The 22409-nt window shown below is 61.5% G+C and carries 23 protein-coding genes; 11 read left to right on the top strand and 12 right to left on the bottom strand.

The features are described from left to right. Positions 1-34: 34 nt before the first annotated feature. The 4 genes from ACE04A_RS07150 to ACE04A_RS07135 form a co-directional block, all read right to left on the bottom strand. Complete coding sequence (locus ACE04A_RS07150) at positions 35-829, bottom strand: SDR family NAD(P)-dependent oxidoreductase (protein WP_448716265.1); 795 nt, start codon at positions 827-829, stop codon at positions 35-37. A gap of 1 nt (position 830) precedes the next feature. Next, positions 831-1547, bottom strand: coding sequence for a glutathione S-transferase family protein (locus ACE04A_RS07145; protein WP_448716267.1), 717 nt, complete (start codon positions 1545-1547; stop codon positions 831-833). Then, positions 1544-2533: a DMT family transporter gene (locus ACE04A_RS07140; RefSeq protein WP_279994112.1), complete on the bottom strand. Its 990-nt coding sequence runs from the start codon at positions 2531-2533 to the stop codon at positions 1544-1546. Before ACE04A_RS07140 ends, ACE04A_RS07145 begins: the two co-directional genes overlap by 4 nt. A gap of 132 nt (positions 2534-2665) precedes the next feature. Then, positions 2666-3571 carry an alpha/beta fold hydrolase gene (locus ACE04A_RS07135; RefSeq protein WP_448716304.1) on the bottom strand — a complete coding sequence of 302 codons (906 nt, stop codon included), beginning with the start codon at positions 3569-3571 and terminating at the stop codon, positions 2666-2668. Positions 3572-3658: 87 nt separating this feature from the next. Here ACE04A_RS07135 and ACE04A_RS07130 point away from each other — a divergent pair, with 87 nt between their 5' ends. From ACE04A_RS07130 to ACE04A_RS07120, 3 genes are all read left to right on the top strand, one after another. Further along, a complete protein-coding gene (locus tag ACE04A_RS07130; RefSeq protein ID WP_448716269.1) occupies positions 3659-4030 on the top strand; it encodes a MerR family transcriptional regulator in 372 nt (123 codons plus the stop codon). A gap of 91 nt (positions 4031-4121) precedes the next feature. Then, the gene (locus ACE04A_RS07125; RefSeq protein WP_448716270.1) at positions 4122-4589 is read left to right on the top strand and encodes a helix-turn-helix domain-containing protein; all 468 of its coding nucleotides are present in this window, start codon (positions 4122-4124) and stop codon (positions 4587-4589) included. Beyond that, the gene (locus ACE04A_RS07120; protein ID WP_448716272.1) at positions 4586-5161 is read left to right on the top strand and encodes a VapC50 family PIN domain-containing toxin; all 576 of its coding nucleotides are present in this window, start codon (positions 4586-4588) and stop codon (positions 5159-5161) included. Before ACE04A_RS07125 ends, ACE04A_RS07120 begins: the two co-directional genes overlap by 4 nt. Positions 5162-5342: 181 nt before the next feature. Here the strand turns inward: ACE04A_RS07120 and ACE04A_RS07115 are convergent, their stop codons facing one another. Continuing rightward, entirely contained in the window at positions 5343-6266 is a 924-nt protein-coding gene (locus ACE04A_RS07115; protein ID WP_485819986.1) for a LysR family transcriptional regulator, read from the bottom strand. A 141-nt stretch (positions 6267-6407) separates the two neighbouring features. Between ACE04A_RS07115 and msuE the strand changes: the two genes are divergently transcribed. From msuE to ACE04A_RS07100, 3 genes are all read left to right on the top strand, one after another. Further along, a complete protein-coding gene (gene msuE / locus ACE04A_RS07110) occupies positions 6408-6989 on the top strand; it encodes an FMN reductase (RefSeq protein WP_448716274.1) in 582 nt (193 codons plus the stop codon). Positions 6990-7092: 103 nt separating this feature from the next. Next, positions 7093-8076 carry a DUF1852 domain-containing protein gene (locus ACE04A_RS07105; RefSeq protein WP_448716276.1) on the top strand — a complete coding sequence of 328 codons (984 nt, stop codon included), beginning with the start codon at positions 7093-7095 and terminating at the stop codon, positions 8074-8076. Between the two features lie 30 nt (positions 8077-8106). Further along, positions 8107-9135, top strand: coding sequence for a methionine synthase (locus tag ACE04A_RS07100; protein WP_448716277.1), 1029 nt, complete (start codon positions 8107-8109; stop codon positions 9133-9135). 81 nt (positions 9136-9216) lie between these two features. On the opposite strand, the gene ACE04A_RS07095 is transcribed toward ACE04A_RS07100, so the two are convergent. The 4 genes from ACE04A_RS07095 to ACE04A_RS07080 form a co-directional block, all read right to left on the bottom strand. Further along, the gene (locus ACE04A_RS07095; protein ID WP_448716278.1) at positions 9217-10200 is read right to left on the bottom strand and encodes a Bug family tripartite tricarboxylate transporter substrate binding protein; all 984 of its coding nucleotides are present in this window, start codon (positions 10198-10200) and stop codon (positions 9217-9219) included. A 282-nt stretch (positions 10201-10482) separates the two neighbouring features. After that, the gene (locus ACE04A_RS07090) at positions 10483-11247 is read right to left on the bottom strand and encodes a 3-oxoacyl-ACP reductase family protein (protein WP_447989726.1); all 765 of its coding nucleotides are present in this window, start codon (positions 11245-11247) and stop codon (positions 10483-10485) included. 125 nt (positions 11248-11372) lie between these two features. Then, positions 11373-12329, bottom strand: coding sequence for a zinc-binding dehydrogenase (locus tag ACE04A_RS07085; protein ID WP_448716279.1), 957 nt, complete (start codon positions 12327-12329; stop codon positions 11373-11375). Between the two features lie 19 nt (positions 12330-12348). After that, a complete protein-coding gene (locus ACE04A_RS07080; protein ID WP_279994100.1) occupies positions 12349-13071 on the bottom strand; it encodes an alpha/beta fold hydrolase in 723 nt (240 codons plus the stop codon). Between the two features lie 121 nt (positions 13072-13192). On the opposite strand from ACE04A_RS07080, the gene ACE04A_RS07075 reads away from it, so the two are divergent. Next, on the top strand, positions 13193-14122 hold the full coding sequence (locus ACE04A_RS07075) for a LysR family transcriptional regulator (RefSeq protein WP_448716280.1): 930 nt from the start codon (positions 13193-13195) through the stop codon (positions 14120-14122). A gap of 53 nt (positions 14123-14175) precedes the next feature. On the opposite strand, the gene guaA is transcribed toward ACE04A_RS07075, so the two are convergent. Beyond that, a complete protein-coding gene (gene guaA, locus ACE04A_RS07070) occupies positions 14176-15768 on the bottom strand; it encodes a glutamine-hydrolyzing GMP synthase (RefSeq protein WP_230695160.1) in 1593 nt (530 codons plus the stop codon). A gap of 99 nt (positions 15769-15867) precedes the next feature. Beyond that, positions 15868-17328: an IMP dehydrogenase gene (gene guaB, locus ACE04A_RS07065; RefSeq protein ID WP_100856117.1), complete on the bottom strand. Its 1461-nt coding sequence runs from the start codon at positions 17326-17328 to the stop codon at positions 15868-15870. A gap of 266 nt (positions 17329-17594) precedes the next feature. Between guaB and ACE04A_RS07060 the strand changes: the two genes are divergently transcribed. The 3 genes from ACE04A_RS07060 to ACE04A_RS07050 all read left to right on the top strand — a co-directional run bounded on the left by ACE04A_RS07060 (position 17595) and on the right by ACE04A_RS07050 (position 20273). Continuing rightward, the gene (locus ACE04A_RS07060; protein WP_448716282.1) at positions 17595-18209 is read left to right on the top strand and encodes a DUF2239 family protein; all 615 of its coding nucleotides are present in this window, start codon (positions 17595-17597) and stop codon (positions 18207-18209) included. A 124-nt stretch (positions 18210-18333) separates the two neighbouring features. Then, on the top strand, positions 18334-19749 hold the full coding sequence (locus tag ACE04A_RS07055; RefSeq protein WP_448716283.1) for an HdeD family acid-resistance protein: 1416 nt from the start codon (positions 18334-18336) through the stop codon (positions 19747-19749). Between the two features lie 143 nt (positions 19750-19892). Further along, positions 19893-20273 (top strand): DCC1-like thiol-disulfide oxidoreductase family protein, encoded by a 381-nt coding sequence (locus tag ACE04A_RS07050; protein WP_100856120.1) that lies wholly within the window; start codon positions 19893-19895, stop codon positions 20271-20273. Between the two features lie 2 nt (positions 20274-20275). Here the strand turns inward: ACE04A_RS07050 and ACE04A_RS07045 are convergent, their stop codons facing one another. Next, positions 20276-21190 carry a LysR family transcriptional regulator gene (locus tag ACE04A_RS07045; RefSeq protein WP_259246614.1) on the bottom strand — a complete coding sequence of 305 codons (915 nt, stop codon included), beginning with the start codon at positions 21188-21190 and terminating at the stop codon, positions 20276-20278. A 191-nt stretch (positions 21191-21381) separates the two neighbouring features. Here ACE04A_RS07045 and ACE04A_RS07040 point away from each other — a divergent pair, with 191 nt between their 5' ends. Next, entirely contained in the window at positions 21382-22377 is a 996-nt protein-coding gene (locus ACE04A_RS07040; RefSeq protein WP_485819985.1) for a Bug family tripartite tricarboxylate transporter substrate binding protein, read from the top strand. Positions 22378-22409 lie beyond the last annotated feature (32 nt).

The raw sequence follows: 22409 nt of genomic DNA, 5'->3' as shown, positions 1-22409 counted from the left end.
TGCTTCGCACAGCGAACAGGGAAAGGCGACGCCATCATAGTGCGCTGTGGTCCTTGACGGCGTTTTCAAGCGCGGGCTTGAGCGTCAGAAACCGTGCATCAACGGCGGCGGGATCCTGCCGGTTCAGCGCGATCATCTGCGCGCGTGTCTCGCCGCCTCTGATGACCTCGAAAGCGTCCGTCTCGATTCCCTGGACGATGGCCTCGGCCACCGCGGAAGCAGGCTCCCGCGAAAACCCCAGTTCCGGGCCGGCGCGGTTGGATTGCATCATGGGCGTGTCGGTACCGCCCGGATAGGCCGTCAACACATGGATGCCTTCGCCTTTAAGCTCGCGCCGAAGCGACTCGCCGAAATGCGCCAAGCCCGCTTTCACCGCTGCGTAGGTCGTGTAGAACGGCGCGCCCACCAGCGCAATGCCAGAGGTCACGTTCACCACCATGGCATCACCGCTGGCCCGCAAGGCCGGGATCGCGGCGCGGGTCAGCAAGATCGGCGCAAGCAGGTCCACGGACACCATCTGCTCGATGTCGGCCTCTGCCGTATTTTCCAAACGGCCAGCGCGCACGCCGCCCGCGTTGTTGATCAGGATGTCGAGCCCGTCCAAGGCCGCAACGGCCTTGTCGAGCGTAGCGACGCGTCCTTCGGTCGTACCGACGTCGGCACACACCCCCGTGGCCGAATCCAGACCGCGCAGCGCATCATCCAGCACGCTTTGCCGCCGCCCCGTGATGACCACCCTGGCGCCGCGCGCCGTCAGCGCATGGGCCAGCGCAAGGCCGATGCCGCTTGATCCGCCTGTGATCAGAACCCGTTTGTTCTTCAGATCCATCTCAGGCTCCTTGTGACGACGCCGGGGGAAAGTTCGACGGGAACAACGCCCGCTTGGTCTCGTCGTCGTTGACCGTTTTCCACTGGTGGCTTTTGCTAAGCGCCCGGGCGCGCGCAACGGCTGGGCGCGCATCCACACTGGCGAACCAGCGCTTCAGTTCCGGAAACGGTGCCAGCGGATCCTCGGCGCCCTTAAACACGCGGGAGGCCCGATCAAGCCAGCCCCAAGCCGAAATATCCGCGATGGTGAAGCTGTTGCCGACAACGAACTCGCGTCCCTTCATGTGCTCGTCCAGCACTTGGTAGTGCCGCTCGGCCTCGCGGCGGTAACGGTTGACGGCGTAGTCCAGGCCATCGGGCGCTGCGAACTGAAAGTGCACCGCCTGGCCAGAGAACGGGCCCAGGCCCGACGCAATGAACAACAGCCATGACAGCAACTCCGGCCGATCCTCCGGCGTGCCTGTCAGTTTGCCGGTCTTGTCGGCCAGATAGATCAGGATGGCCGTCGAGTCGAACACGCGCGCTTCCTTGCCGCCAGGGCCGTCGGTATCAACGATGGCCGGCACCTTGCCGTTCGGATTGATGGCCCGAAAGGCTGGCGTGTGCTGCTGGCCTTTGCTGGTGTCGACCGGCACGGCTTCGTACTCCAGCCCGGTCTCTTCCAGGAAAAGCGCGATCTTTGCGGGGTTGGGCGTCGGATGAAAGTAAAAACGGATCATGGCGGGTTCCTCGCTACGGTGGTGGTCGATGGGACTGCGGCTTTGCGCTTGGGACGGGCGGCCAGAAGCACGCCGCCGACCACGGCAAGAAGGGCTACGCCCTCTTCCCACGACGGCAGCTCACCCAGGACGGGAATGGCGGTCAGCGCGGCAACCGCCGGGATCAAGGCAATGATGGCCGTGGCGGCCGACGGCCCCAGCAGCGCGACGGATCTGTTGAAGGACACGATGGCCACGCCGCTCATCAAGACGCCCTGATAGAACGCCTGCAAACCAATTTCGCCGGGCGACGCCAAGCCAAGGCGGCTGAGCCCGGCAAACAGGTAGACCGGCAGGAACAGCACGGCCGACCAGAAGCAAATCAACGCCGCTGCCTGCACCGGCGTCAACGCGCTGCGCCGAAACAGCAGCGTATAAACGGCCCACATCGCGGCGGCAGTGATCAGCGCCAAGATGCCCACCGGGTTCGCAACACCGTGCGCAGAGGCTCCGCCCGCGATCATGCAGATCAGACCGATAACGATAGCCAGATAGCCGAGCGACCGCCCCCTGCCTGGTTTTTCTTTCAGGAAGACCCACGCAAACAGGCCAACGAAAACCGGCATCAATGTCGGCGCCACTGCCGCTGCCCGCCCGGCGGACGTGAGCTGCAAGCCCAGAGCCACCGCCAGCACGAAGGGCATGCCCCACAGGCAGGCATACAGCAGTCCTTCACTCCATTGCTTGGCAGACATGCGCCTGGAACCCCGCAGTAATACGGGAAAGAGAATGAGGGCGCCAATACCGAATCGCAGCGCGGTGACATCCCACAAGCGCAGTTCGCGCGTCACGCTAAAGCGCGTCACCACAAACCAACCGGCGAAGATCAGCACGCTAAGGGCCGCCCAGCAGAGACCTTGGAGGGTTTTGCGAGAGGGTTGCTGGGGGTGAGACGTGGCAGCGGGTCCGATGGCGGCATCCTGGATGGGGTCGGCAAGTTGCGTCATGCGGTGGCCTCCCCCGGGGAAAGCTGGTTGACGAAGGCACTTGCGTTGCAGGTGCCGTGCGATGTCTGGCGATTTTATATCGACTGCTATAAAACATGCCAGCATTGATTTTCCCAGCGCGCCGATGAACGGCTAATGCGATGCTGCCCCATCAACAAAAGCAGACAGATCACGATTGAAGCGCTGCGTCTCTTCGATAAACGGCGAGTGCCCCGCTTCTGGGTAGAACTTGCCGATGGCATCGGCGTTCAAAGCCTTGGCCCGATTGAAGGACGGTTCGGCCTGAACCAACGCATCACGCGCACCGTAAATCAACAACAGCGGCTTGTGCATGGCCCCCAAGCCCTTCGGCGCATTCAGCGACATACCATGCACGGCGTTCTGCATGTTCTGTGACGCCATGGCCGCATTCGCCAGCAAACGCTGGAACGTCTGCGCGTCCGGCTGCGTGGCAAAGCACAGCGCCACGAACTCACGCTCGGCATCAAGATGCGTCTTGAGATCCGGCGATGCCATTCCGTTGTAAACCTGCGGATGCGACACGATTTGTTCGGGTTTTAGCTCAATGACACCGCCCACGTACACAACGCCTGCGATTTTCTCGTCACCATAGGCGGCCAAGTAGTTAGTGGCCACGGCGGCGCCTAGCGACCATCCCACCAAGACAGGCTGCCGGGCTCCTGACCCAGCAATCACCGCTGCCAGATCATCCGCCCAACGCCCGCCATCACGGTAGGCATCGGCGCGCTCCGGTTGACCGGACATACCATGCCCGCGCATATCAAAGGTAATCAGCCGATAGCGCTGCAACTCAGGGCTGTTGATCTGCTTGTCCCAGCTCTGGTGGCTGCCAAGCAAGCCGTGAATGAAGATGATGGGCTGCCCGTTCGGGTCACCGGCTTCTTGCACCGCGATGCGCACCCCATCAGGCGCCGTCACGGTGTACGGTTCCACAGCAGCCTGCGCCAGCGCGGATGCAGCCATCAAGGCCACGGCGGCCAAGCCCTTACGCCATGTGCTGAAGAGGTTGAAAGACATCATGTTGAAGCTCCTTCGAATGGAAAGAGCCCAGGCTAAAGCCTGACATTAGTGTCACAGTCAAGCGCGGATGATAAGGTTCGATCCATGAAAAAAACTGAGTCCACCACCCTGCTGAAGATCGGCGCGTTGGCGCAAGCAACCGGCGTCAGCGTGCGCTCGATTCGTCACTACGATCAGCACGGTCTGCTTGCATCAACGCGGGCCGAGAATGGCTACCGTGGCTTCGAGGCGGTGGCCGTCACACAGGTCAAACAGATCCAGCGTTTGATCGCCACCGGCTTCAGCTTGGAAGAAATCCGCAGCTTTCCGGATTGCATGTTGCTGATTGAAGGGGCGAAGGCATGCGCGGATATGACGGATGCGAAACGTAAGCGGCTGGCGATACTGGAGAAGCAGATAGCGGCGCTGGAAAAGCAGCGCCAGCGGTTGCGAGGCATGCTGATTGAGGGTGGATGACCCCTACTCGCCCCCGACTTTCGTTTATTGCGATTTTCGTTTATTTCGAATAAGCTCGCCCCTGAAAGTGCTTTTAGCTCAGGAGCTAGCCATGACCGCCATTGCCGAAACCAAGATGACGTTACCCGCCGCACGGGAAGTGGAGGCGGCTGTTCAAGGCCAGCGCGCGTTGGCCACGTACCTGGCAACCCGCGTTGAAACACAACACATCCAGATCTTCGATGAACGGAACCAAGCCCACCAAGTAGAGTTGCCCACCTCTGCGCTGCGTCTGCTGGTCGACATCCTGGCCGAATTGGCCGACGGCAACGCCGTAAAAGTCGTACCCGTCCATGCAGAACTGACGACTCAGGAAGCCGCGGACATGCTCAACGTCTCCCGGCCTCACCTGGTCAAGCTACTTGAGGATGGCGTGCTGCCATTCCATCGAACCGGTAAACATCGCAGAGTGCGGTTCGCGGACCTGACGCAGTACAAGGACGCACGCGACCGTGCTAGCGAAGAAGCCATGGCGGAGCTCGCCCGTCAGGCTCAGGAATCAAGCATGGGTTACGAATGAGGCACTTCCCTTTTACTGCCATCTTCGATGCCTGCGTACTCTACCCCGCGCCGCTGCGTGACTTTCTAATGTGGCTGGGACTGTCAGGACGATTCCGTGCCCGCTGGAGTCGCGACATTCATGAGGAGTGGAAACGCAATCTACTGCTCAACCGGCCCGATCTGACTCGTTCGCAAGTCGATCGCACTTCAGACCTGATGGATCGCGCAATCCCGGATGCCCTGGTGGATGGATATGAAGAACTCATTGCGGGAGTGGTTCTTCCCGACCTCGACGACCGCCACGTTATGGCCGCCGCCATCCACTGTAGCGCTACCGTGATCGTGACCTTCAACCAGCGCGATTTTCCAGCGGACGTGCTTGCTTCGTACGGAGTCGAGTGCCAGCATCCAGACGAATTTGTTGAAAATCTCTTCGACCTCGATGCACCAGCGGTAGTAGCCGCCGCGCAGCGCCAGCGAGCACAACTCAAGAACCCACCTATTGACGTCGATCGCTATCTGGAGATCCTGTTTCGGCAAGGCTTGGTTCAGACCACCAAGGCTTTGGCGACCTATCGTTCCATCATCTAGCTTCGCAGCCCAACGCCGCTCGATCAGCAGCGGTCAGCGCCGCAATGCCCCTTGCCGTGACATCCAACAAACAGGCGTCGGTGATGTTGCTGGCCACCATAGTCGAACGGAAGGAAATCCAGGACATCACTACTTGGCACGCCAAACCGCTTGGCAAGCGGTTTGCCTACCCCGGTGAAGTTCACTCATTGGCTTCTTGCGCCACGGCGGTCGGCGCGTCGGTGGCCGGATGGCGGGCCAGTTCGATGAAGGCCCGCACGTAGTCAATGGCGCTGTCCGCCTCGCGCGCCCCCAGAAAAATCTGCTTGGCGATGCCGCGCACGCCCAGCCGCACCGGCACCACATCCATCCGGGCCGCGTATTCCTCGACCAGCCAGCGCGGCAGAGCTGCCACACCGCGTCCGCTGGCCACCATCTGCACCATGATGTCGGTGGTTTCGATGGCTTTATGGCGCTTGGGCGTAACGCCGGCCGGCAGCAGGAACTGGTTGTAGATGTCCAGGCGCTCGATGTCCACGGGGTAGCTGATCAGCACTTCCTGCGTCAGCTGCTGCGGCTTCACGTACGCAGCCGTTGCCAGGCGGTGGCCCTTGGGCACGACCAGCACCTGCTCGTAGTCAAACACGGGCTCGAACTTCAGGCCCGGCTTGAACAGCGGGTCGGGCGTCACCAGCAGGTCGATCTCGTAGCCGAACAGCGCGCCGATCCCGCCGAACTGGAACTTCTGCTTGACGTCCACATCCACGTCGGGCCAGGCCGCCAGATACGGTGAAACCACCTTCAGCAACCACTGATAGCAAGGGTGGCATTCCATGCCGATGCGCAGCGCGCCGCGTTCGCCCTGCGCGAATTGGCCCAGGCGCTCTTCGGCCAGGTCCAGTTGCGGCAGCACGCGGTTCGCCACCGCCAACAGGTATTGGCCGGCCTGCGTCAAGCGCAGGCTTCGACCTTCGCGCAGCCAGACGTCGGTGCCCAGCTGCACCTCCAGCTTCTTCATGCTGTGGCTCAGGGCCGACTGGGTCAGGTTCAACACGCCCGCGGCGGCCGTCAACGCCCCTTGCTTTTCGACCTGCTGGACGATGCTGAGGTGGATGCGCTCAAGCATTCAGATGATTCCTGCTCATGGATTAGTGAAATAAAACCATTTTACTTCATCGTTACCCTCCTCTAGCATGCGGTTCCAGCTTGATGCTGCAACTGCACAAACAGATGCGGCGCCGGGCAGATCCATTCATGTGAAGCAAAGATGACACGTCCACTCCGTCTAGTCGCAGTTTCCGGCGGACTGCAACGCCCCTCCAAGTCAGCGGCCCTGGCAGAACACCTGCTGGATCTGATCGCCGACCATATTCCGTGCGAACAGCACCTGGTTGAACTGGGTGAACTCGCCCCGCAACTGGCCGGCGCCGTCTGGCGCTCGCAATTGCCCGACACGGTGGAGCGCGAGCTTGGCGTGGTCGAACAAGCGGACATCCTGGTGGTGACAACCCCGGTCTACCGAGGCTCGTACACCGGGCTGTTCAAGCACTTCTTCGACTTCATTCATCAGGACGCCCTGATCGACAAGCCCGTCTTGTTGGCGGCCACCGGCGGCAGCGAACGCCATGCCCTGATCATCGACCACCAGTTGCGGCCGCTGTTCAGCTTCTTCCAGGCACGCACCTTGCCGCTGGGCGTCTACGCCACCGACAAGGATTTTGTCGACTACCGCGTGCAGGACATAGCCTTGATCGAACGGGCCCGACTGGCGGTCCAGCGCGCATTGCCCTTGATCGAATTGATGCGCCATCCACGCACCGCCGCCGCACAAGAAGCGGTGGCAGCCTGACGCAAAGCCAATTCACGCGCCGCCCGCAGCGGCGATAACGTCCGTCGCCAAGCAGCAGCCGGACTCCGTAATTCTTTCGCCAAAATCAGCACACGCCAACACCATGAGCAACGCCTTCACATTCAACATCAAGAGCATTCCTTTTGATGAAAATTACCAGCCCTCCGACAGCACGCGCATCACGACCAACTTCGCCAATCTGGCACGGGGAACGAGTCGCCAGCAGAACCTTCGTAACACGCTGAAGATGATCGACCGGCGCTTCAATAGCCTGGCGCATTGGGACAACCCCAGGGGGGATCGCTACACGGTCGAACTCGACATCATCTCCGTTGAAATGAACATCGCCGCCAACGGCGGCAGTGATGCGTTTCCGCTGATTGAAATCTTGAAGACCAATATCATTGACCGCCACAACAACGAACGCATCGAAGGGATCGTCGGGAACAACTTCTCTTCGTACGTGCGCGACTACGACTTCAGCGTGCTTTTGCAAGAGCACAACAAGAACAAATCCAGCTTTAGCTCGCCTGACGGTTTCGGCGACTTGCACGGCAAGCTGTTCAAGCACTTTGTCAGTTCCAGCGCCTACAAAGAGCAGTTCAGCAAGCCGCCGGTCATCTGCATCAGCGCCTCAAGCAGCAAGACGTACCTGCGCACGGAAAATCAGCACCCCATCCTGGGCATTGAATATCAGCAGAACGAATTCTCGCCGACGGACCAGTACTTCGAAAAAATGGGCTTGCAGGTCCGTTACTTCATGCCCCCGGGCAGCGCCGCACCATTGGCCTTTTACTTTCAGGGCGACCTGCTGGGCCACTACACGAACCTTGAGCTGATCAGCATCATCAGCACGATGGAAACGTTCCAGAAAATCTACCGTCCCGAGATCTACAACGCCAATTCCGCCGCGGGGAAGGTCTATCAACCGAGCCTGAAGAATCAGGATTACTCGCTGACGCAGATTGTCTATGACCGCGATGAGCGCAGCCAGCTTGCCGTGAAGCAGGGAAAGTTCACGGAAGAGCACTTCATCAAGCCCTACAAGCACGTGCTGGAAAGCTGGGCCGCCAACTACGCGCACTAATCACTCAAAAACAGACGAGAACAACTGATCATGAAAAAACTACTGCCCACCTCCACCGCCGGCAGCCTGCCCAAGCCTTCGTGGCTTGCACAGCCTGAAAAACTCTGGTCGCCTTGGAAACTGCAAGACGAAGAGCTGATCGAGGGCAAACAAGACGCCTTGCGCCTGGCGCTGCAAGAACAACAGCATGCGGGCATTGATATCGTCAGCGACGGCGAGCAAACCCGACAGCACTTTGTCACGACGTTCATCGAACATCTCGACGGCGTCGATTTCGAAAAGCGCGAGACCGTTCGCATCCGTGATCGCTATGACGCGAGCGTGCCGACCGTCGTGGACGCCGTCAGCCGTCAAAAGCCGGTGTTCGTTGAAGACGCCAAATTCCTGCGTCAGCAAACCAAGCAACCCATCAAGTGGGCGCTGCCAGGCCCCATGACGATGATCGACACCCTGTACGACGCCCACTACAAGAGCCGCGAAAAGCTGGCATGGGAATTCGCCAAGATCCTCAACCAGGAAGCCCGCGAATTGGAAGCCGCAGGCGTGGACATCATCCAATTCGATGAACCGGCGTTCAACGTGTTCTTCGACGAGGTCAACGACTGGGGCATCGCCACCCTGGAACGCGCCATCGAAGGCCTGAAGTGCGAAACCGCCGTGCACATCTGCTACGGCTACGGCATCAAGGCCAATACCGACTGGAAGAAGACGCTGGGCTCGGAGTGGCGTCAGTACGAGGAATCGTTCCCCAAGCTGCAGAAGTCCAATATCGACATCATCTCGCTGGAATGCCACAACTCGCACGTGCCCATTGATCTGCTGGAACTGGTTCGCGGCAAGAAGGTAATGGTCGGCGCCATTGACGTGGCGAGCGACAAGGTTGAAACGCCGGAAGAAGTGGCCAATACGCTGAGAAAGGCGCTGAAGTTTGTGGATGCCGACAAGCTGTACCCGTGCACGAACTGCGGCATGGCGCCGTTGTCGCGGGCTATTGCGAAGGGCAAGCTGCTAGCTTTGAGCGAAGGCGCCGAAATCGTTCGCAAGGAACTGTTGGGCTGATACACCATGGAGTCAGACTGCAATTTTTCGCTGGCATCGGCGAAATTGCAGTCTGACTCCTTATTTCGACCCCTTATTTCTCTACTGTTCCTTCAGCCCCAACGACTTGATCAATGGGGCGAACAATTTCTTCTCGTCCTCCACGCGCGCGGTGTAGTCGGCCACGCTCAGCGGTAGCGCCTCGGCGCCGGCGTCGAGGAACCGCGCCTTGATCTCCGGCCGTGCCAACACCTTGTTGATTTCGCCGTTCATGCGATTGACCACATCATCGCGGGTGCCGGCGGCGGCATACACGCCGAACAGGCTGTCCGCGAAAACGCCGTCAATGCCAGCCTCAGAAAAGGTTCGGATGTCGGGCGCCACGGCAGCCCGTTGCCGGCTCGCCACCGCCAGCACCTTCAGCTTGCCCGCTTGCACCATGGGAAAGACCGTGGCCGGTCCAAACGCAAAGTCGATCTGGCCCGCGGCCAGGTCTTGAATCGCCGGCGCCACGCCGCGATATGGCGCATGGGTGGCCTGCATGCCGGTAGCCTGCTTGAGCAGCTCGCCAGCCAGATGCGGCGTCGTGCCGTTGCCGGCCGAACCGTAGTTAAGCGGATTGGGCTGTTTGCGCGCGTATTCGACGAACGCTTCAAGCGTATCGACGCCCAGCGAGGACCGGACGAACAAGAACAACTGGCTGTTGGCCAACAAGGCGACCGGCCGCAAGTCCCGCTGCGGATCGAACGGCATGCTGGTGAACATCAGCGGGTTGACCGATTCGGTCGTCGATGGATTGAGCAAGAAGGTATGGTTGTCTCCGCCATTGCGCGCGACTTCGGCGCCCGCAACGTTGCCGCCCGCGCCGCCCCGATTCTCCACGATAACGGTCTGCTTCAAGGCCTCGGCCAAATGCGGCTGCACCGTGCGCGTCAGCACGTCGACCAGCCCGCCAGGGGCCAACCCCACGACCAGACGCACCGGCTTGGTGGGCCAGGCCTGAGGCGCCGTTTGCGCCTGGCTGCCCGTCGCCCAGCCAGTCAGCGCCAGCATCATCACGGCCAGGCAATGTCTACGCAACAGCATCCGATTCTCCTTCTGGGCCGCCACCGCGCGATCCTGCGTACGGTGCGTCAGGTGCCGCACCCCGGTGAACCGCCTTGATGCCTCATCGCGGCGGTGCCCTGCATCTGCCGCTCATTCTTCACAAAAGTTTAAGCATAAAGAATCCCGGATAACCCTAGTTTGCCGGGGAGGAGCAAGCGCGGCTTGTCTAGACCGCTTTAGGCCGAACAAAAATTGGGTCTGATGATGAAGATCGGCTTTGCAGTCGTGTGGAGCGGGCCAGCGGGCCCACTCCAGAGACGCTTAAGACGTGAAGCCGCCGTCGACCAGGATGTCGGCGCCCGTGACATAGGAGGCCTGTGGGCTGGCGAGAAACGCCACGACGCTGGCGATTTCATTCGGCTTGCCGTAACGGCCCACCGCGATACCGGGGATGAGCAACTTGGCCCACTCGCTATCGACCGGATTCATGTCCGTATCTACGGGCCCGGGGTGCACGGTGTTGACGGTGATGCCACGCGAGCCCAGGTCGTATGCCAAGCTGCGGTTAAAGCCAGTGATGGCTCCCTTTGTCAGTCCGTACACCGAGAGACCGGGCACACCGGCATACTTCGTTGCCGAACTCCCGATGTGCACGATTCGGCCACCTTCCTTCATGTGGCGTACGGCTTCCTGCGTGGCAACGAACACGCCCGTGACGTTGACCGCGAGCATCGACTGATAGTCCTCGAACGTAATCTGGTCTATCGGGCTCGCCGACGCGATTCCGGCGTTATTCACCAGAATGTCCAGACCACCAAATGTCTCGACCGTCTTGGTGATGGCCGCGCGCACGGCGTCCGGGTCCGCAGCGTCGGCTACGATGGCCAGCGCGCGGCCACCGGCTGACTCGATGTCGGCGATTGTTTGCTTGGCTGAGTCAGGCGAGCCCCGGTAGGTGAAGGCGACTTGGGCACCGTCGGCAGCGAGTTGCTTGGTGATGGCCGCCCCGATGGAGCGCGAACCACCAGTGACGAAAGCCGTCTTGCCTAGCAGCGGAAGCGATTGGGTAGAAGTTGTGTCGTTCATAGGTCACTCCGTTTAAATGCCGAGGATTCGGTGGAGTGACTTTCGCGCTTTTATTGCTGAATGATTAGTATCAAATGACTTGGATCATCTTCAAGCAATTATTTAATATCCGCCTGGAGGTTGGTCTATGTGATCAGAACCGGAAGCCCGGTCAAGCGCCGACTGTCCATGTCGTCATGTGCACGCGTAATCTCATCGAACCGATAGCGAGCGGTTTCGAGGTCGTCGAAAATGCCGGAACGCACTGCGGCCCATAGCTCGTTGGTCGCAATCCCAACCGCTTGGCCACGCACATATTGAGGGGCACCGCCACTTCGAACAGCGATGGCTCGTCGAGCGATATCTGATCGGTTTGTCGATGCTTGGCCCGACGCATAGCCGATAGCTGCTATGACACCGCCGTCCCGGACACTTGCAGCGCCCAAATCAAACATCGCCTGCCCTACAAAATCGTAAACCACATCCACCCCGTCCGGCGCGATCGCGCGGATGTTCGCCGCGATGTCGGGATCTTGTGAGTGAAACGCGTAAGTGCTGCCAGCGCTTACCTTGGAAAGCTTGTTCGGAGACCCAGCTATACCAATGACCGTCGCGCCGAGCGATTTTGCCCAACGGGAAAGAATTGAGCCCACGCTTCCTGATGCGCCGAGCACCAGCGCCACATCAGTCGGTTTGAGATCGTAGAGCCCACGAAGACCCATCCAGGCCGTTCCGCCCTTGGCCAAGAAAGTCGCTGCGACCTCATTGGTGATGTCGCCAGGCAGGCGAACCAACGGTGCCGTTGAAATCACCCTCTCGGTAGCGTATGCCCCCTCGGCGAAGAAGTAGGCGACACGGTCGCCGACCGAGAGCCCACTGACGTCGGGTCCTATCGCGGTGACTATCCCCGCTGCTTCAAAACCAGGGACTGCTGGCATCGTCATCGGATACTGCCCCCTCCGTATCATGGTATCGACGAAATTGAGACCAATCGCGTCTTGGGTGATCTGAACCTCCCCAGCACCTAGCGCCCGCAGGTCACTGTGGATGATCTGCAGGACGGCCGGACCGCCGAGGGACTGCATCTGAATAATTTTCGGCATGCACCTAGACCATTGATATCTAAACCTGAGCCCAATGCGCTTCTAATTCCCGCGCCACGTCCGTGGTCCGCTCCAACATGGGCCAATGGGAGCTACGAAGCTTGACTGCCGCCTGAGCGCGGGTAGCGTTCGCCAGCTCATCGGCAAAGCGGTGTGGCAGATAGGGGTCATCCAAACCCCAAATTACCAGCGCCGGTACAGTGATGTTGCTCAGCTCTGGCTTCCATTCCGCACCGACACGGACGGCTGATCGATATAGCGCAAGGATGCTCGACTTCATGGTTTCGTCGATATAGCGAACCATCTCTCGCGCCTCGTCCCTGGGCACCTGCGCTTGAACGAGCTGATCGGCGAACGCTTCCAGATCGAGATCTTCCATCCAGCGCTCGCCCTCCACCGGGGTTTGCCAGATCTTCGCCAGATCGTGCCAGGGATATGCGGGATCGACTGGGCCACTGATCCCCACCCAGGTGCGGACAAGATCGGGGCGAGTCGACGCGATCCGCGCGGTCAGCAAGCAACCCCAGTCGTGGCCAACCAAATCGACCGGTGTGCCAATCGCCTCCAGTTCCCTAGTCAGCCAATCGATATATTCCTCTTTTGTCGCCGTAAATCCATCGGGCACAGGTTTTCCAAAACCCGGCAGGTCAGGTGCAATCACGTCCTGCCTTTTGATTTGTGAGAGAAGGCGGTTCCAGAGTCGATGGGTGTCGGGAACGCCGTGGACGAGTACCGCTGGCATGCTGCATCTCCGGCTTCGTTAGTGGTCGTGAATGAGTCACCCGCACTGTCGCCCACTTATTTCCTCTTGATTAGTGCCATACGACTTGAATCATTTTCAAGCATCCATTTAATATTCACGAATGGAGACCTTGGCCAACTTGGAGTCGTTCGTGCGCAGTGCTGAAAGCGGAAGTTTTTCGGCTGCGGCGCGGCGGTTGGCGCTAACTCCGGCAGCGGTAAGCCGGAACGTGGCCATGCTGGAACGCAACCTAAAAGTACGGCTGTTCCATCGTTCAACCCGCAAGCTGACGCTGACCGAGGCGGGTGAGGCATTCCTGAGCGCGATCGGCGGCAATCTGGAGTCTTTGCAAAACGCCATTGCGTCTATATCAGCAGACGACGGACAGCCTGCGGGTGTGCTCAAGATCAGCCTGCCGCCAACCGTCGGGATGAGCCACATTCTGCCGCTACTGCCGGACTTCTTGCAGCGCTACCCTCGCATCAAGCCCGAGTGGCATTTCGAGAACCGCGCAGTGGACCTGATCGCCGAAGGCTACGACGCCGCTATTGGTGGTGGCTTCGAGCTCGCGCCCGGCATGATCGCCCGGACATTGGCACCAGCGCACATCATCGCCGTCGCATCTCCTGCCTATCTGGCCCGGTGCACGGCACCTGCTGACCCATCCGGGCTGATTGAGCTGGATGGAATCGTCATGCGTTCACTCAAGTCGGGCCGCATCCGTACCTGGAACATGCGCGACGCGCAAGGCGATCAGGTTGCCGCATTGATGCGCGAAACTTTAGTGGTCAACGACCCTGCCGCGCTGAGGGAGGCGGTGCAGCTAGGCTTGGGTGTCGCCATGCTGGCCGTCCCTGATGTTCTAGCAGGATTGGAGTCGGGGAAGCTTGTGCGAGTTTTGCCGCGCTGGTGGGCCGATGCGGGCGCAATCTCGCTCTACTATCCGAGTCGCGACCTGCTCCCGGGCAAGACGCGAGTCTTCATCGACTTCGTGATCGAGGCATTCAAACGTGAAGACTACGCACGGCGTTTTGCCGGTAGCTTGGGATAAGAACGTATGAATGCCTCGCCGTTAACTGGCGATAGTCCCCGAAGGACCTCAAATCACTCCCACTCAATCGTCGCCGGCGGCTTGCTCGACACGTCATAAACCACGCGATTAATCCCGCGCACTTCATTAATAATCCGTGAAGAAACCCGAGCCAGCAGCGGGTGCGGCAGCGGCGCCCAGTCGGCCGTCATGAAGTCAAACGTCTGGACTGCACGCAGCGCCACAACGTACTCATACGTCCGCCCATCGCCCATCACGCCCACCGACTTCACCGGCAGGAACACCGCAAACGCTTGGGACGTCAGCTCATACCAAGTCAAGCCACTAGCTTCATCCTTGGTGTTCCGCAATTCTTCAATAAAGATCGCATCGGCACGGCGCAGCAGTTCAGCATATTCATGCTTCACTTCGCCCAGAATCCGAACGCCCAGCCCCGGACCGGGGAACGGGTGGCGGTACACCATCTGCGGCGGCAAACCCAACGCAACGCCCAGTTCGCGGACTTCGTCCTTGAACAGTTCGCGCAGGGGTTCCAGCAGTTGCAGGTTCAGCGTGTCCGGCAGGCCGCCCACGTTGTGGTGCGACTTGATGGACGTGGCCTTGCCCGTCTTGGCGCCAGCGGATTCGATGACGTCGGGGTAGATCGTGCCCTGGGCCAGCCACTTGGCGCTTTGCTGCTTGCCGGCTTGTTCCTGGAACACTTCGACGAATTCGCGGCCGATGATCTTGCGCTTGGCTTCGGGGTCGGCAACGCCAGACAGCTTGCCCATGAATTGGGCGGTGGCGTCGACGTGAATGATCTTCACGCCCATGTTTTCGGCGAAGGTCTGCATGACCTGCTTGCCTTCGTCCAGGCGCAACAGGCCGTGGTCGACGAACACGCAGGTGAGCTGGTCACCGATGGCCTTGTGGATCAGGGCAGCAGCCACCGAGGAATCGACGCCGCCGGACAGGCCCAGGATGACTTCGTCGGTGCCGACTTGCTCGCGGATGCGGGCGACGGCTTCGGCGACGTAGTCGGGCATGTTCCAGTCGCCCTGGCATTCGCAGATCTCGTTCACGAAGCGGGCCAGCATGGCCTTGCCTTGGACGGTGTGCGTGACTTCGGGGTGGAATTGAACGGCGTAGAAGCGGCGTTCTTCGTCGGCCATGCCGGCGATGGGGCACGACGGCGTGGAGGCCATCAGCTTGAAGCCCGGGGGCAGCTCGGTGACCTTGTCGCCGTGGCTCATCCAGACCTTCAGCATGCCGTGGCCTTCGGGCGTGGTGAAGTCGTCCAGGCCTTCCAGCAGCTTGGTGTGGCCGTGGGCACGCACTTCGGCGTAGCCGAATTCGCGGTGGTCGGAAAAGCTGACCACGCCGCCCAGTTGCTGCGCCATGGACTGCATGCCGTAGCAGATGCCCAGCACCGGCACGCCCAGCTCGAACACGGCGTGCGGCACGCGCATCGAGCCTTCTTCGTAGGCCGAGGCGTGGCTGCCGGACAGGATGATGCCCTTCAAGCCTTGCGCCATCTGCTCGCGCACGAAGGCGTCGTCGACGTCGCCAGGGTGCACTTCGGAGTAGACGCCGGCTTCGCGGACGCGGCGGGCGATCAGTTGGGTGACTTGCGAACCGTAGTCAAGAATGAGGATGCGCTGGTGCATTGAGCTCTACCGATTAAATAAAACCGCACCGGCAGAACCGCGATTGTTAATGCGATTCTGCCGGTGCGTGATGCATGACATTGTAGTTGACTGTACGGATCAGTCGGCGCGGTAGTTGGGCGCTTCCTTGGTGATCTGCACGTCGTGTACGTGGGACTCGCGCACGCCGGCGGAGGTGATCTCCACGAATTCGGCCTTGGTACGCATGTCGTCAATGGTGGCGGCGCCGCAGTAGCCCATCGAGGCGCGGATGCCACCCACCAATTGGTAAATGATGGCCAGCACGCTGCCCTTGTAGGGGACGCGGCCTTCGATGCCTTCGGGGACCAACTTGTCGGCGTTGTTGGACGGGTCCTGGAAATAGCGGTCGGCCGAGCCGTCCGTCATGGCGCCCAGGCTGCCCATGCCACGGTACGACTTGTACGAACGGCCTTGGAACAACACGACTTCGCCCGGGGCTTCCTCCGTGCCGGCGAACATGCCGCCCATCATGCACGAGAACGCGCCGGCGGCCAGCGCCTTGGCGACGTCGCCCGAGTAGCGGATGCCGCCGTCGGCGATGAGCGGAACGCCCGTGCCTTCCAGCGCCTTGGCAACTTCGGAAATGGCATGGATTTGCGGCACGCCCACACCGGCGACGATACGCGTGGTGCAGATGGAGCCGGGGCCGATACCGACCTTGACGCCGTCGGCACCGTGTTCGACCAGCGCGCGCGCGGCGGCGGCGGTGGCGATGTTGCCGCCGATGACTTCAACCTTGGGGTAGTTCTGCTTGACCCAGCGCACGCCTTCCAGCACGCCCTTGGAGTGGCCGTGCGCGGTGTCGACGATCAGGACGTCAACGCCGGCGGCAACCAGCTTTTCCACGCGTTCTTCAGTGCCCGCGCCCACGCCAACCGCTGCGCCAACGCGCAACTGGCCTTGGCCGTCTTTGCTGGCCATCGGGTGTTCGGTGTTCTTGACGATGTCTTTGACGGTGGCCAGGCCACGCAGCTCAAAGCCGTCGTTCACGATCAGCACGCGCTCAAGGCGGTGCTTGTGCATCAGGGATTGCGCTTCGTCCAGCGTGGCGCCTTCCTTCATGGTGACCAGGCGTTCCTGCGGCGTCATGATGTTGCGCAGGGGCTGATCCAGGTTTTCTTCAAAACGCAGATCGCGGTTGGTCACGATGCCGACCAGCTTGCGGCCTTCCACCACCGGCAGGCCCGAAATGCCATGCTGGCGCTGCAACGCAATGGCGTCGCGCACTTTCATTTGGGGGGTGACGGTGACCGGATCGATCACGATGCCGAATTCGTGGCGCTTCACGCGAGCCACTTCACGGGCTTGGGCATCAGCGGACAAATTCTTGTGAATGATCCCGATGCCACCTTCTTGAGCCATGGCGATTGCCAAGCGAGCTTCGGTGACGGTGTCCATGGCGGCGGACACAAGCGGAATATTCAGGCTGATATTGCGGGTCAGGCGGGTGGCCAGGGAGGTGTCGCGCGGCAACACCTCGGAATACGCAGGCACCAACAACACATCGTCGAAGGTGAGCGCTTTTTGAACGAGACGCATGGGTAACTCCGGGCGCAAAGCAAGATTATACGCCGCCAGCAAGTTTTTTCTAGGGTCTACCCTAGGGTTGTACGGAAATTTTGCGAAGGCGGCGCCGCTCAACCGACACCCACGGACGCCGGCAATCCGAGCCCGGCTTACTGCCCTGTTGCCGCCATTCAACAAGCCGGATATTTTTACCCGGATTATATTGACAGGCTATTTTTACCCGGATCATAATCCGACTTGTGATTGATTTGAGATCAGACGAATCGGAACCCGACATCATGACGACCCCTCCCACCCCGCACTACACCGCCTTTGCCGGCCACCGCATTCTTGCCGCCGGACCGCTTGCCGACGTGGCGTTGGCGGTGAAACGCGCCATGTCCACAAGCAGCAGCCAACCCCTGGTGTTCAACGACACCACCGGCCAGCAGACGGACCTGGATCTGCGCGGCGACGATGCCGCCATCATTGCGCGCCACGCGTCATCTATAGACGTAGAAGCCGATGCAAGCGACCCCGCAGACGCGCAGCCACGCGGACGTGGCCGTCCCAAGCTTGGCGTGGTGCCGCGCGAAGTGACGCTGCTGCCTCGGCATTGGGATTGGCTGGCCGCGCAGCCGGGCGGCGCATCGGTCGCGCTGCGCAAACTGGTGGAGCAAGCGCGCCGCGACAACGAAGCGCAAGATCAGACACGCCAGCGCCAGGAAGCCGCGTACCGCTTCATGTCCGCCATGACGGGCAACCTGCCAGGCTTTGAAGAAGCGACCCGTGCGCTATACGCGAGTGACCGCGAGCGCTTTGCGCAATGCATCGCCGCGTGGCCTGAAGATGTACGCGACTACGCAGTGCGCCTGGGTTGGGACACGAACCCAGCGACGGCGCCGCAATCCTAGACACATCGCCAATCAAGGATCGCCTAAGCCCTCACCGACGACCGTTTTAAAGACAAGCCCACGTTAAAGCGCCACCAAGTTTCTGTACGATTCAGTTTCCCCCTTCTTGAACTGGAACACAGGCATGCCACAACTTGTACTGCTTCTGTTGGGAGTTCCCTATCTGCGCAAGCGATGGAAAGGTCTGTTCGCGGCCGGGTTGTTTTTTCTGGTCGCGGGCATCGTCGTTTTCATCGACGCGCTGGACAACGCGCTGTACTTCCCGCTGAACGCCTTCGCCATTCTCTTCATCATTGAAGGGCTGGCCACGCTGATGATCGCGACGACCGGCGTGGGCGGGCAGCGTGTGCTGCGCTATGTGAAGGGGCTGTTCGTGCTGCTGGCCGGCAGCCTGATCCTGGCGGGCCACCATCACGGGCACTTTGCCTTGTCGATGATCTTCGGCGCTTTGTTCCTGACCGACGGCGTGTTGCAATGCCTGGCGGCGTACGTGGTGCGCTACGAGCGGTGGCGCTACGCCTTTGCCGGTGGCATCACTGAAATTCTGCTGGCCATTTTCTTTTTCCAGCCCTACCCCACCAACTACGTCGGCACCGTGCCGTATTGCCTGGGGCTGTTCCTGGGCATCGCGGGCGTGAAGCTGCTGTGGCTGGCGCGTCGGGTCAAGCACCTGGCGTCAAACCCGGCGTTTGCGTCCAATGCATCGCCGGACTTCATGCCCTCGGAACCCACGTCCGCGCCCGCTTCCAATGCAAGCGCTGCGTTGGCGCCCCGCCCCCCCGGCCCGACCGTATGGGACGGCCCGCCCGACGACTCCGAGCCCGCGCTGACGGTGCATGTGTGGACCCCGTCCGGCTCGGCCAAGGCTCAAACGCGCAACCTTCCCTTGGTGGACCGCTACATCGCCGCCGTCGACATCAACGGCGTGATCTCGACGGGACACGCCGCGCTGGAATCGCCGGAAGGCATCTACATCAGCCTGTACCCCCGCGACGAAATCGACCGGTCGCCCGATGAATTCGGCAACCTGCTGCGCGCCACCGCCGAAAACGACATCCCTGGCGTCTATCAACCCGACTACCCCACGGAATCCAAGGCGTGGTGCCCATCGACCGTGCGCGTGCGTTTTCGTAACTACGACGCGCAGAAACTGGCCGACTTCTGGCAAGACTATCGGCAGGACAGCACCTACAACCTGACCCACCGCAACTGCTCCAGCTCGGTCGCGCGTGCGCTGGATGCCGCGTTGGACGGCGTGGTGGGCCGCTTGCACGGCAGCCAGGCCGGTTGGGGGGTGTTGCTGCGTCTACTGCTGACCCCGGAATTGTGGGTAGCCTCGCAGATCCGCAAGCGCGCGCTCACGATGGCGTGGACGCCCGGGCTGACGCTGGACTACGCCCGCGCCATGAGCATGCTGGCCGACCCGCGCCCGTTTGGCTGGTGGAAGATGTCGCAATTGGCGCTGCGCCGCATCGCCGCGTTGCGTGCCAACTGGCGCCAGCAGGACCGCGACGCGCCGCTGCGCCGCCCGCCCGTCTGAGCCTCGCCTGCGCCACCATCCAGAATTCAACCTGTCGATGCGGGCAGAGGCCTGGGCACGTACCTTGCTACCCGCACCTTCACGCACGACATCCCGCCGCCGTTGCGCTTTAATGGACTCGTGCATGTCAACCAAGGACCATCATGTCCACGCCCAAGAACTTCCTGCTCTACGACGGAGACTGCCCCTTCTGCTCGAACTACGTGCGGATGCTGCAATTGCAAAAAGCAGTGGGCCGGATCGAGCTGCTCAATATGCGCGACCACCCCGACCTGGCCGTCGCCTACAAGGCGCAGGGCTATGACCTGAACCAAGGCATGCTGCTGCATCTGGATGGCCAGGATTACTGGGGCGCCGACTGCATCAACCGGCTGGCGATGCTCAGCACCGGCAACGACCTGTTCAACAGCCTGAACGCCGCCGTGTTTCGCAACCGCTGCCTGTCGACGGCGCTATACCCTTTCATGCGCACGGGCCGCAGCCTGGCGCTGACGCTGCTGGGCAAGCGGAAGATGCAGTTGTAGGTCTACGGAACGGATGTGCCCTGGCGGCGCGCGGGCGCCCCATCCACATCCACCACCCGTTGCAAGAACGCGTCCAGCGCCGGATTGTCGTGCTGGGCGTGCCAGGCCAGGTACATGTCGGCGTACAGATTGCGTTGACCGATCGGCCGGAATTCCACCCCTTCAAAGCGCAGTTCCCGCGCGGAGTCCGGCACGATACCCACGCCCAGCCCCGCGCGTATCAGCGCCAGCAGCGTATGGGTTTGCCCCGCGCGCTGCACGTAGTCGGGCTGCACATCCGCCAGCCCGAACGCCCCCACGATACGGTCATAGAAGTACTTGCCTTCACGCGGCGAATACAGCACGAACGGCTGGCCCTGCAACAGGCGCAGCGGCACGGTGTCGTGTTCGCATAGCGGCGAGCCGGCGGGCAGCGCCAGCACCAGGGGTTCGCGTTCGATCAGGCGGGACTCAATGCCGGCTTGCTGCGGCACGCTGCGCGCCAAAATAACGTCCAGCTCGCGCGCCAACAGCAGCCGGTCCAGATCGGTGCTGACCGTTTCGCGCAGTTGGATTTCAACGCCTGCCAGCAGCTTGCGCGCCCGCATGATCATTGACGGCATCAGTCGGTAGGACGCCACCGCCGTAAAGCCCAGGGTGATGTGCCCGGCGTCGCCCCCGGACGTGCGCCGCGCCGTGGCGGCCGCGCGCGCCGAAAACTCCAGCAGATGGCGCGCATCGCGCAGGAAGCGCCGGCCGGCCGCACTTAGCAGCACCTGGCGGCTGTTGCGCTCGAACAGCGTCACGCCCAGATCCTGTTCCAGCAATTGAATCTGGCGCGACAGCGGCGGCTGCGTCATGCATAGCCGTTCGGCGGCGCGGCCGAAGTGCAGCTCTTCGGCCACCGCAATGAAACACTCCAACTGACGGAATTCCATCGATTCAATCCTTGAATTGATCAATGCTATTTATAGCTCGAACGGCTATCCATCGAAAGCCGTTTCTATACTCCGAAAAAATGGCCGCGCGCAGGCCCACCAAGTCCCAAAGGAGCATCACCGCAGCACGTTGATTTTTCGCGACGAAAGCCGCTTGCCAACGCAAATTCACCCCAAAAAAGAGAAGAGACATGGAGACAACCCCCATCGCCCGCCCCCGCGTCCGGCTCATCGCCGCGGCGCTGGCCCTGGCCGCCACCGCCGCGTTGCCGTTCAGCACGCAGGCCGCCGGGTACCCCGAGCGCCCCATCAACCTGATCGTGCCGTTTTCGCCGGGCGGCGGCACCGACATCTCGGCGCGGCTCTTGGCCGTGGCGCTCACCGAGAAGCTGGCGGCGTCGGTGGTGGTGGACAACCGCCCGGGCGCGGGCGGGCAGATCGCCGCGGACCTGGTGGCGCGCTCGCCAGCCGACGGCTACACGCTGCTGTTCGCCAATTCCGGCATGCTGGCGATCAACCCCTGGATCTACAAGCTGCATTCCGACCCGGCCACCGCGTTCGCGCCCGTGTCGCTGTTTTCGGATCTGCCCTTCGTGCTGGTCGTACCCACCACCCTGCCCGCCAAGAACGTGGCGGACCTGGTGACGCTGGCCAAAGCCGAACCGGGCAAGCACACCTTTGCCAGTTCCGGCACGGGCGGCGCGCCGCATTTGTCGGGTGAAATCTTCCAGCAGGCAACCGGCGTCGCCCTGATGCACGTGCCGTATAAGGGCGGCGGCCCCGCCATGACCGACCTGATGGCCGGCCGCGTCGACATGCTGTTTGCGTCCGTGCTGGAAACCATGCCCTACGTCACTGCGGGCAAGCTGCGCGCGCTGGCGGTCACGGGCGACAGCCGCTCGCCCGCCATGCCCGATGTGCCGACCATCGACGAAGCCGGCGTGAAGAACGCGCAATCCGGCTCGTGGACCGCCGTGCTGGCGCCGGCCGGCACGCCGCCCGCCGTGATCGACAAGCTGTCGCAAGCCATCCGCGACGTTGCCAACGACCCGGCCGTCAAGACCAAGCTGGAATCGCAAGGCGCCGTGGCCCACGGCTCGACCCCGCAGCAGTTGCAAGCGCTAGCCGCCAGCGAACGCGCGCGCTATGGGCAGATCATCAAGACCCGCAACATACAAACCAATTGATAGGCACCCGGCCCGGCTTCCTCCGGGCCATT

It is taken from the genome of Achromobacter colocynthidis, assembly GCF_057334535.1.
The sequence above is the reverse complement of the archived record's forward strand: the minus strand, read 5'-3'. Positions and strand labels throughout refer to the sequence as shown.

Coding starts and splice junctions, on each gene's coding strand:
- ACE04A_RS07140 (WP_279994112.1), bottom strand. CDS start 2,533: ATGACGCAACTTGCCGACCCCATCCAGGATGCCGCCATCGGACCCGCT.
- ACE04A_RS07090 (WP_447989726.1), bottom strand. CDS start 11,247: ATGAACGACACAACTTCTACCCAATCGCTTCCGCTGCTAGGCAAGACG.
- ACE04A_RS07050 (WP_100856120.1), top strand. CDS start 19,893: ATGTCCACGCCCAAGAACTTCCTGCTCTACGACGGAGACTGCCCCTTC.
- ACE04A_RS07135 (WP_448716304.1), bottom strand. CDS start 3,571: ATGTCTTTCAACCTCTTCAGCACATGGCGTAAGGGCTTGGCCGCCGTG.
- ACE04A_RS07060 (WP_448716282.1), top strand. CDS start 17,595: ATGACGACCCCTCCCACCCCGCACTACACCGCCTTTGCCGGCCACCGC.
- ACE04A_RS07100 (WP_448716277.1), top strand. CDS start 8,107: ATGAAAAAACTACTGCCCACCTCCACCGCCGGCAGCCTGCCCAAGCCT.
- ACE04A_RS07095 (WP_448716278.1), bottom strand. CDS start 10,200: ATGCTGTTGCGTAGACATTGCCTGGCCGTGATGATGCTGGCGCTGACT.
- ACE04A_RS07075 (WP_448716280.1), top strand. CDS start 13,193: ATGGAGACCTTGGCCAACTTGGAGTCGTTCGTGCGCAGTGCTGAAAGC.
- ACE04A_RS07125 (WP_448716270.1), top strand. CDS start 4,122: ATGACCGCCATTGCCGAAACCAAGATGACGTTACCCGCCGCACGGGAA.
- msuE (WP_448716274.1), top strand. CDS start 6,408: ATGACACGTCCACTCCGTCTAGTCGCAGTTTCCGGCGGACTGCAACGC.
- ACE04A_RS07150 (WP_448716265.1), bottom strand. CDS start 829: ATGGATCTGAAGAACAAACGGGTTCTGATCACAGGCGGATCAAGCGGC.
- guaA (WP_230695160.1), bottom strand. CDS start 15,768: ATGCACCAGCGCATCCTCATTCTTGACTACGGTTCGCAAGTCACCCAA.
- ACE04A_RS07145 (WP_448716267.1), bottom strand. CDS start 1,547: ATGATCCGTTTTTACTTTCATCCGACGCCCAACCCCGCAAAGATCGCG.
- ACE04A_RS07130 (WP_448716269.1), top strand. CDS start 3,659: ATGAAAAAAACTGAGTCCACCACCCTGCTGAAGATCGGCGCGTTGGCG.
- ACE04A_RS07115 (WP_485819986.1), bottom strand. CDS start 6,266: ATGCTTGAGCGCATCCACCTCAGCATCGTCCAGCAGGTCGAAAAGCAA.
- ACE04A_RS07085 (WP_448716279.1), bottom strand. CDS start 12,329: ATGCCGAAAATTATTCAGATGCAGTCCCTCGGCGGTCCGGCCGTCCTG.
- guaB (WP_100856117.1), bottom strand. CDS start 17,328: ATGCGTCTCGTTCAAAAAGCGCTCACCTTCGACGATGTGTTGTTGGTG.
- ACE04A_RS07045 (WP_259246614.1), bottom strand. CDS start 21,190: ATGGAATTCCGTCAGTTGGAGTGTTTCATTGCGGTGGCCGAAGAGCTG.
- ACE04A_RS07120 (WP_448716272.1), top strand. CDS start 4,586: ATGAGGCACTTCCCTTTTACTGCCATCTTCGATGCCTGCGTACTCTAC.
- ACE04A_RS07040 (WP_485819985.1), top strand. CDS start 21,382: ATGGAGACAACCCCCATCGCCCGCCCCCGCGTCCGGCTCATCGCCGCG.
- ACE04A_RS07105 (WP_448716276.1), top strand. CDS start 7,093: ATGAGCAACGCCTTCACATTCAACATCAAGAGCATTCCTTTTGATGAA.
- ACE04A_RS07055 (WP_448716283.1), top strand. CDS start 18,334: ATGCCACAACTTGTACTGCTTCTGTTGGGAGTTCCCTATCTGCGCAAG.
- ACE04A_RS07080 (WP_279994100.1), bottom strand. CDS start 13,071: ATGCCAGCGGTACTCGTCCACGGCGTTCCCGACACCCATCGACTCTGG.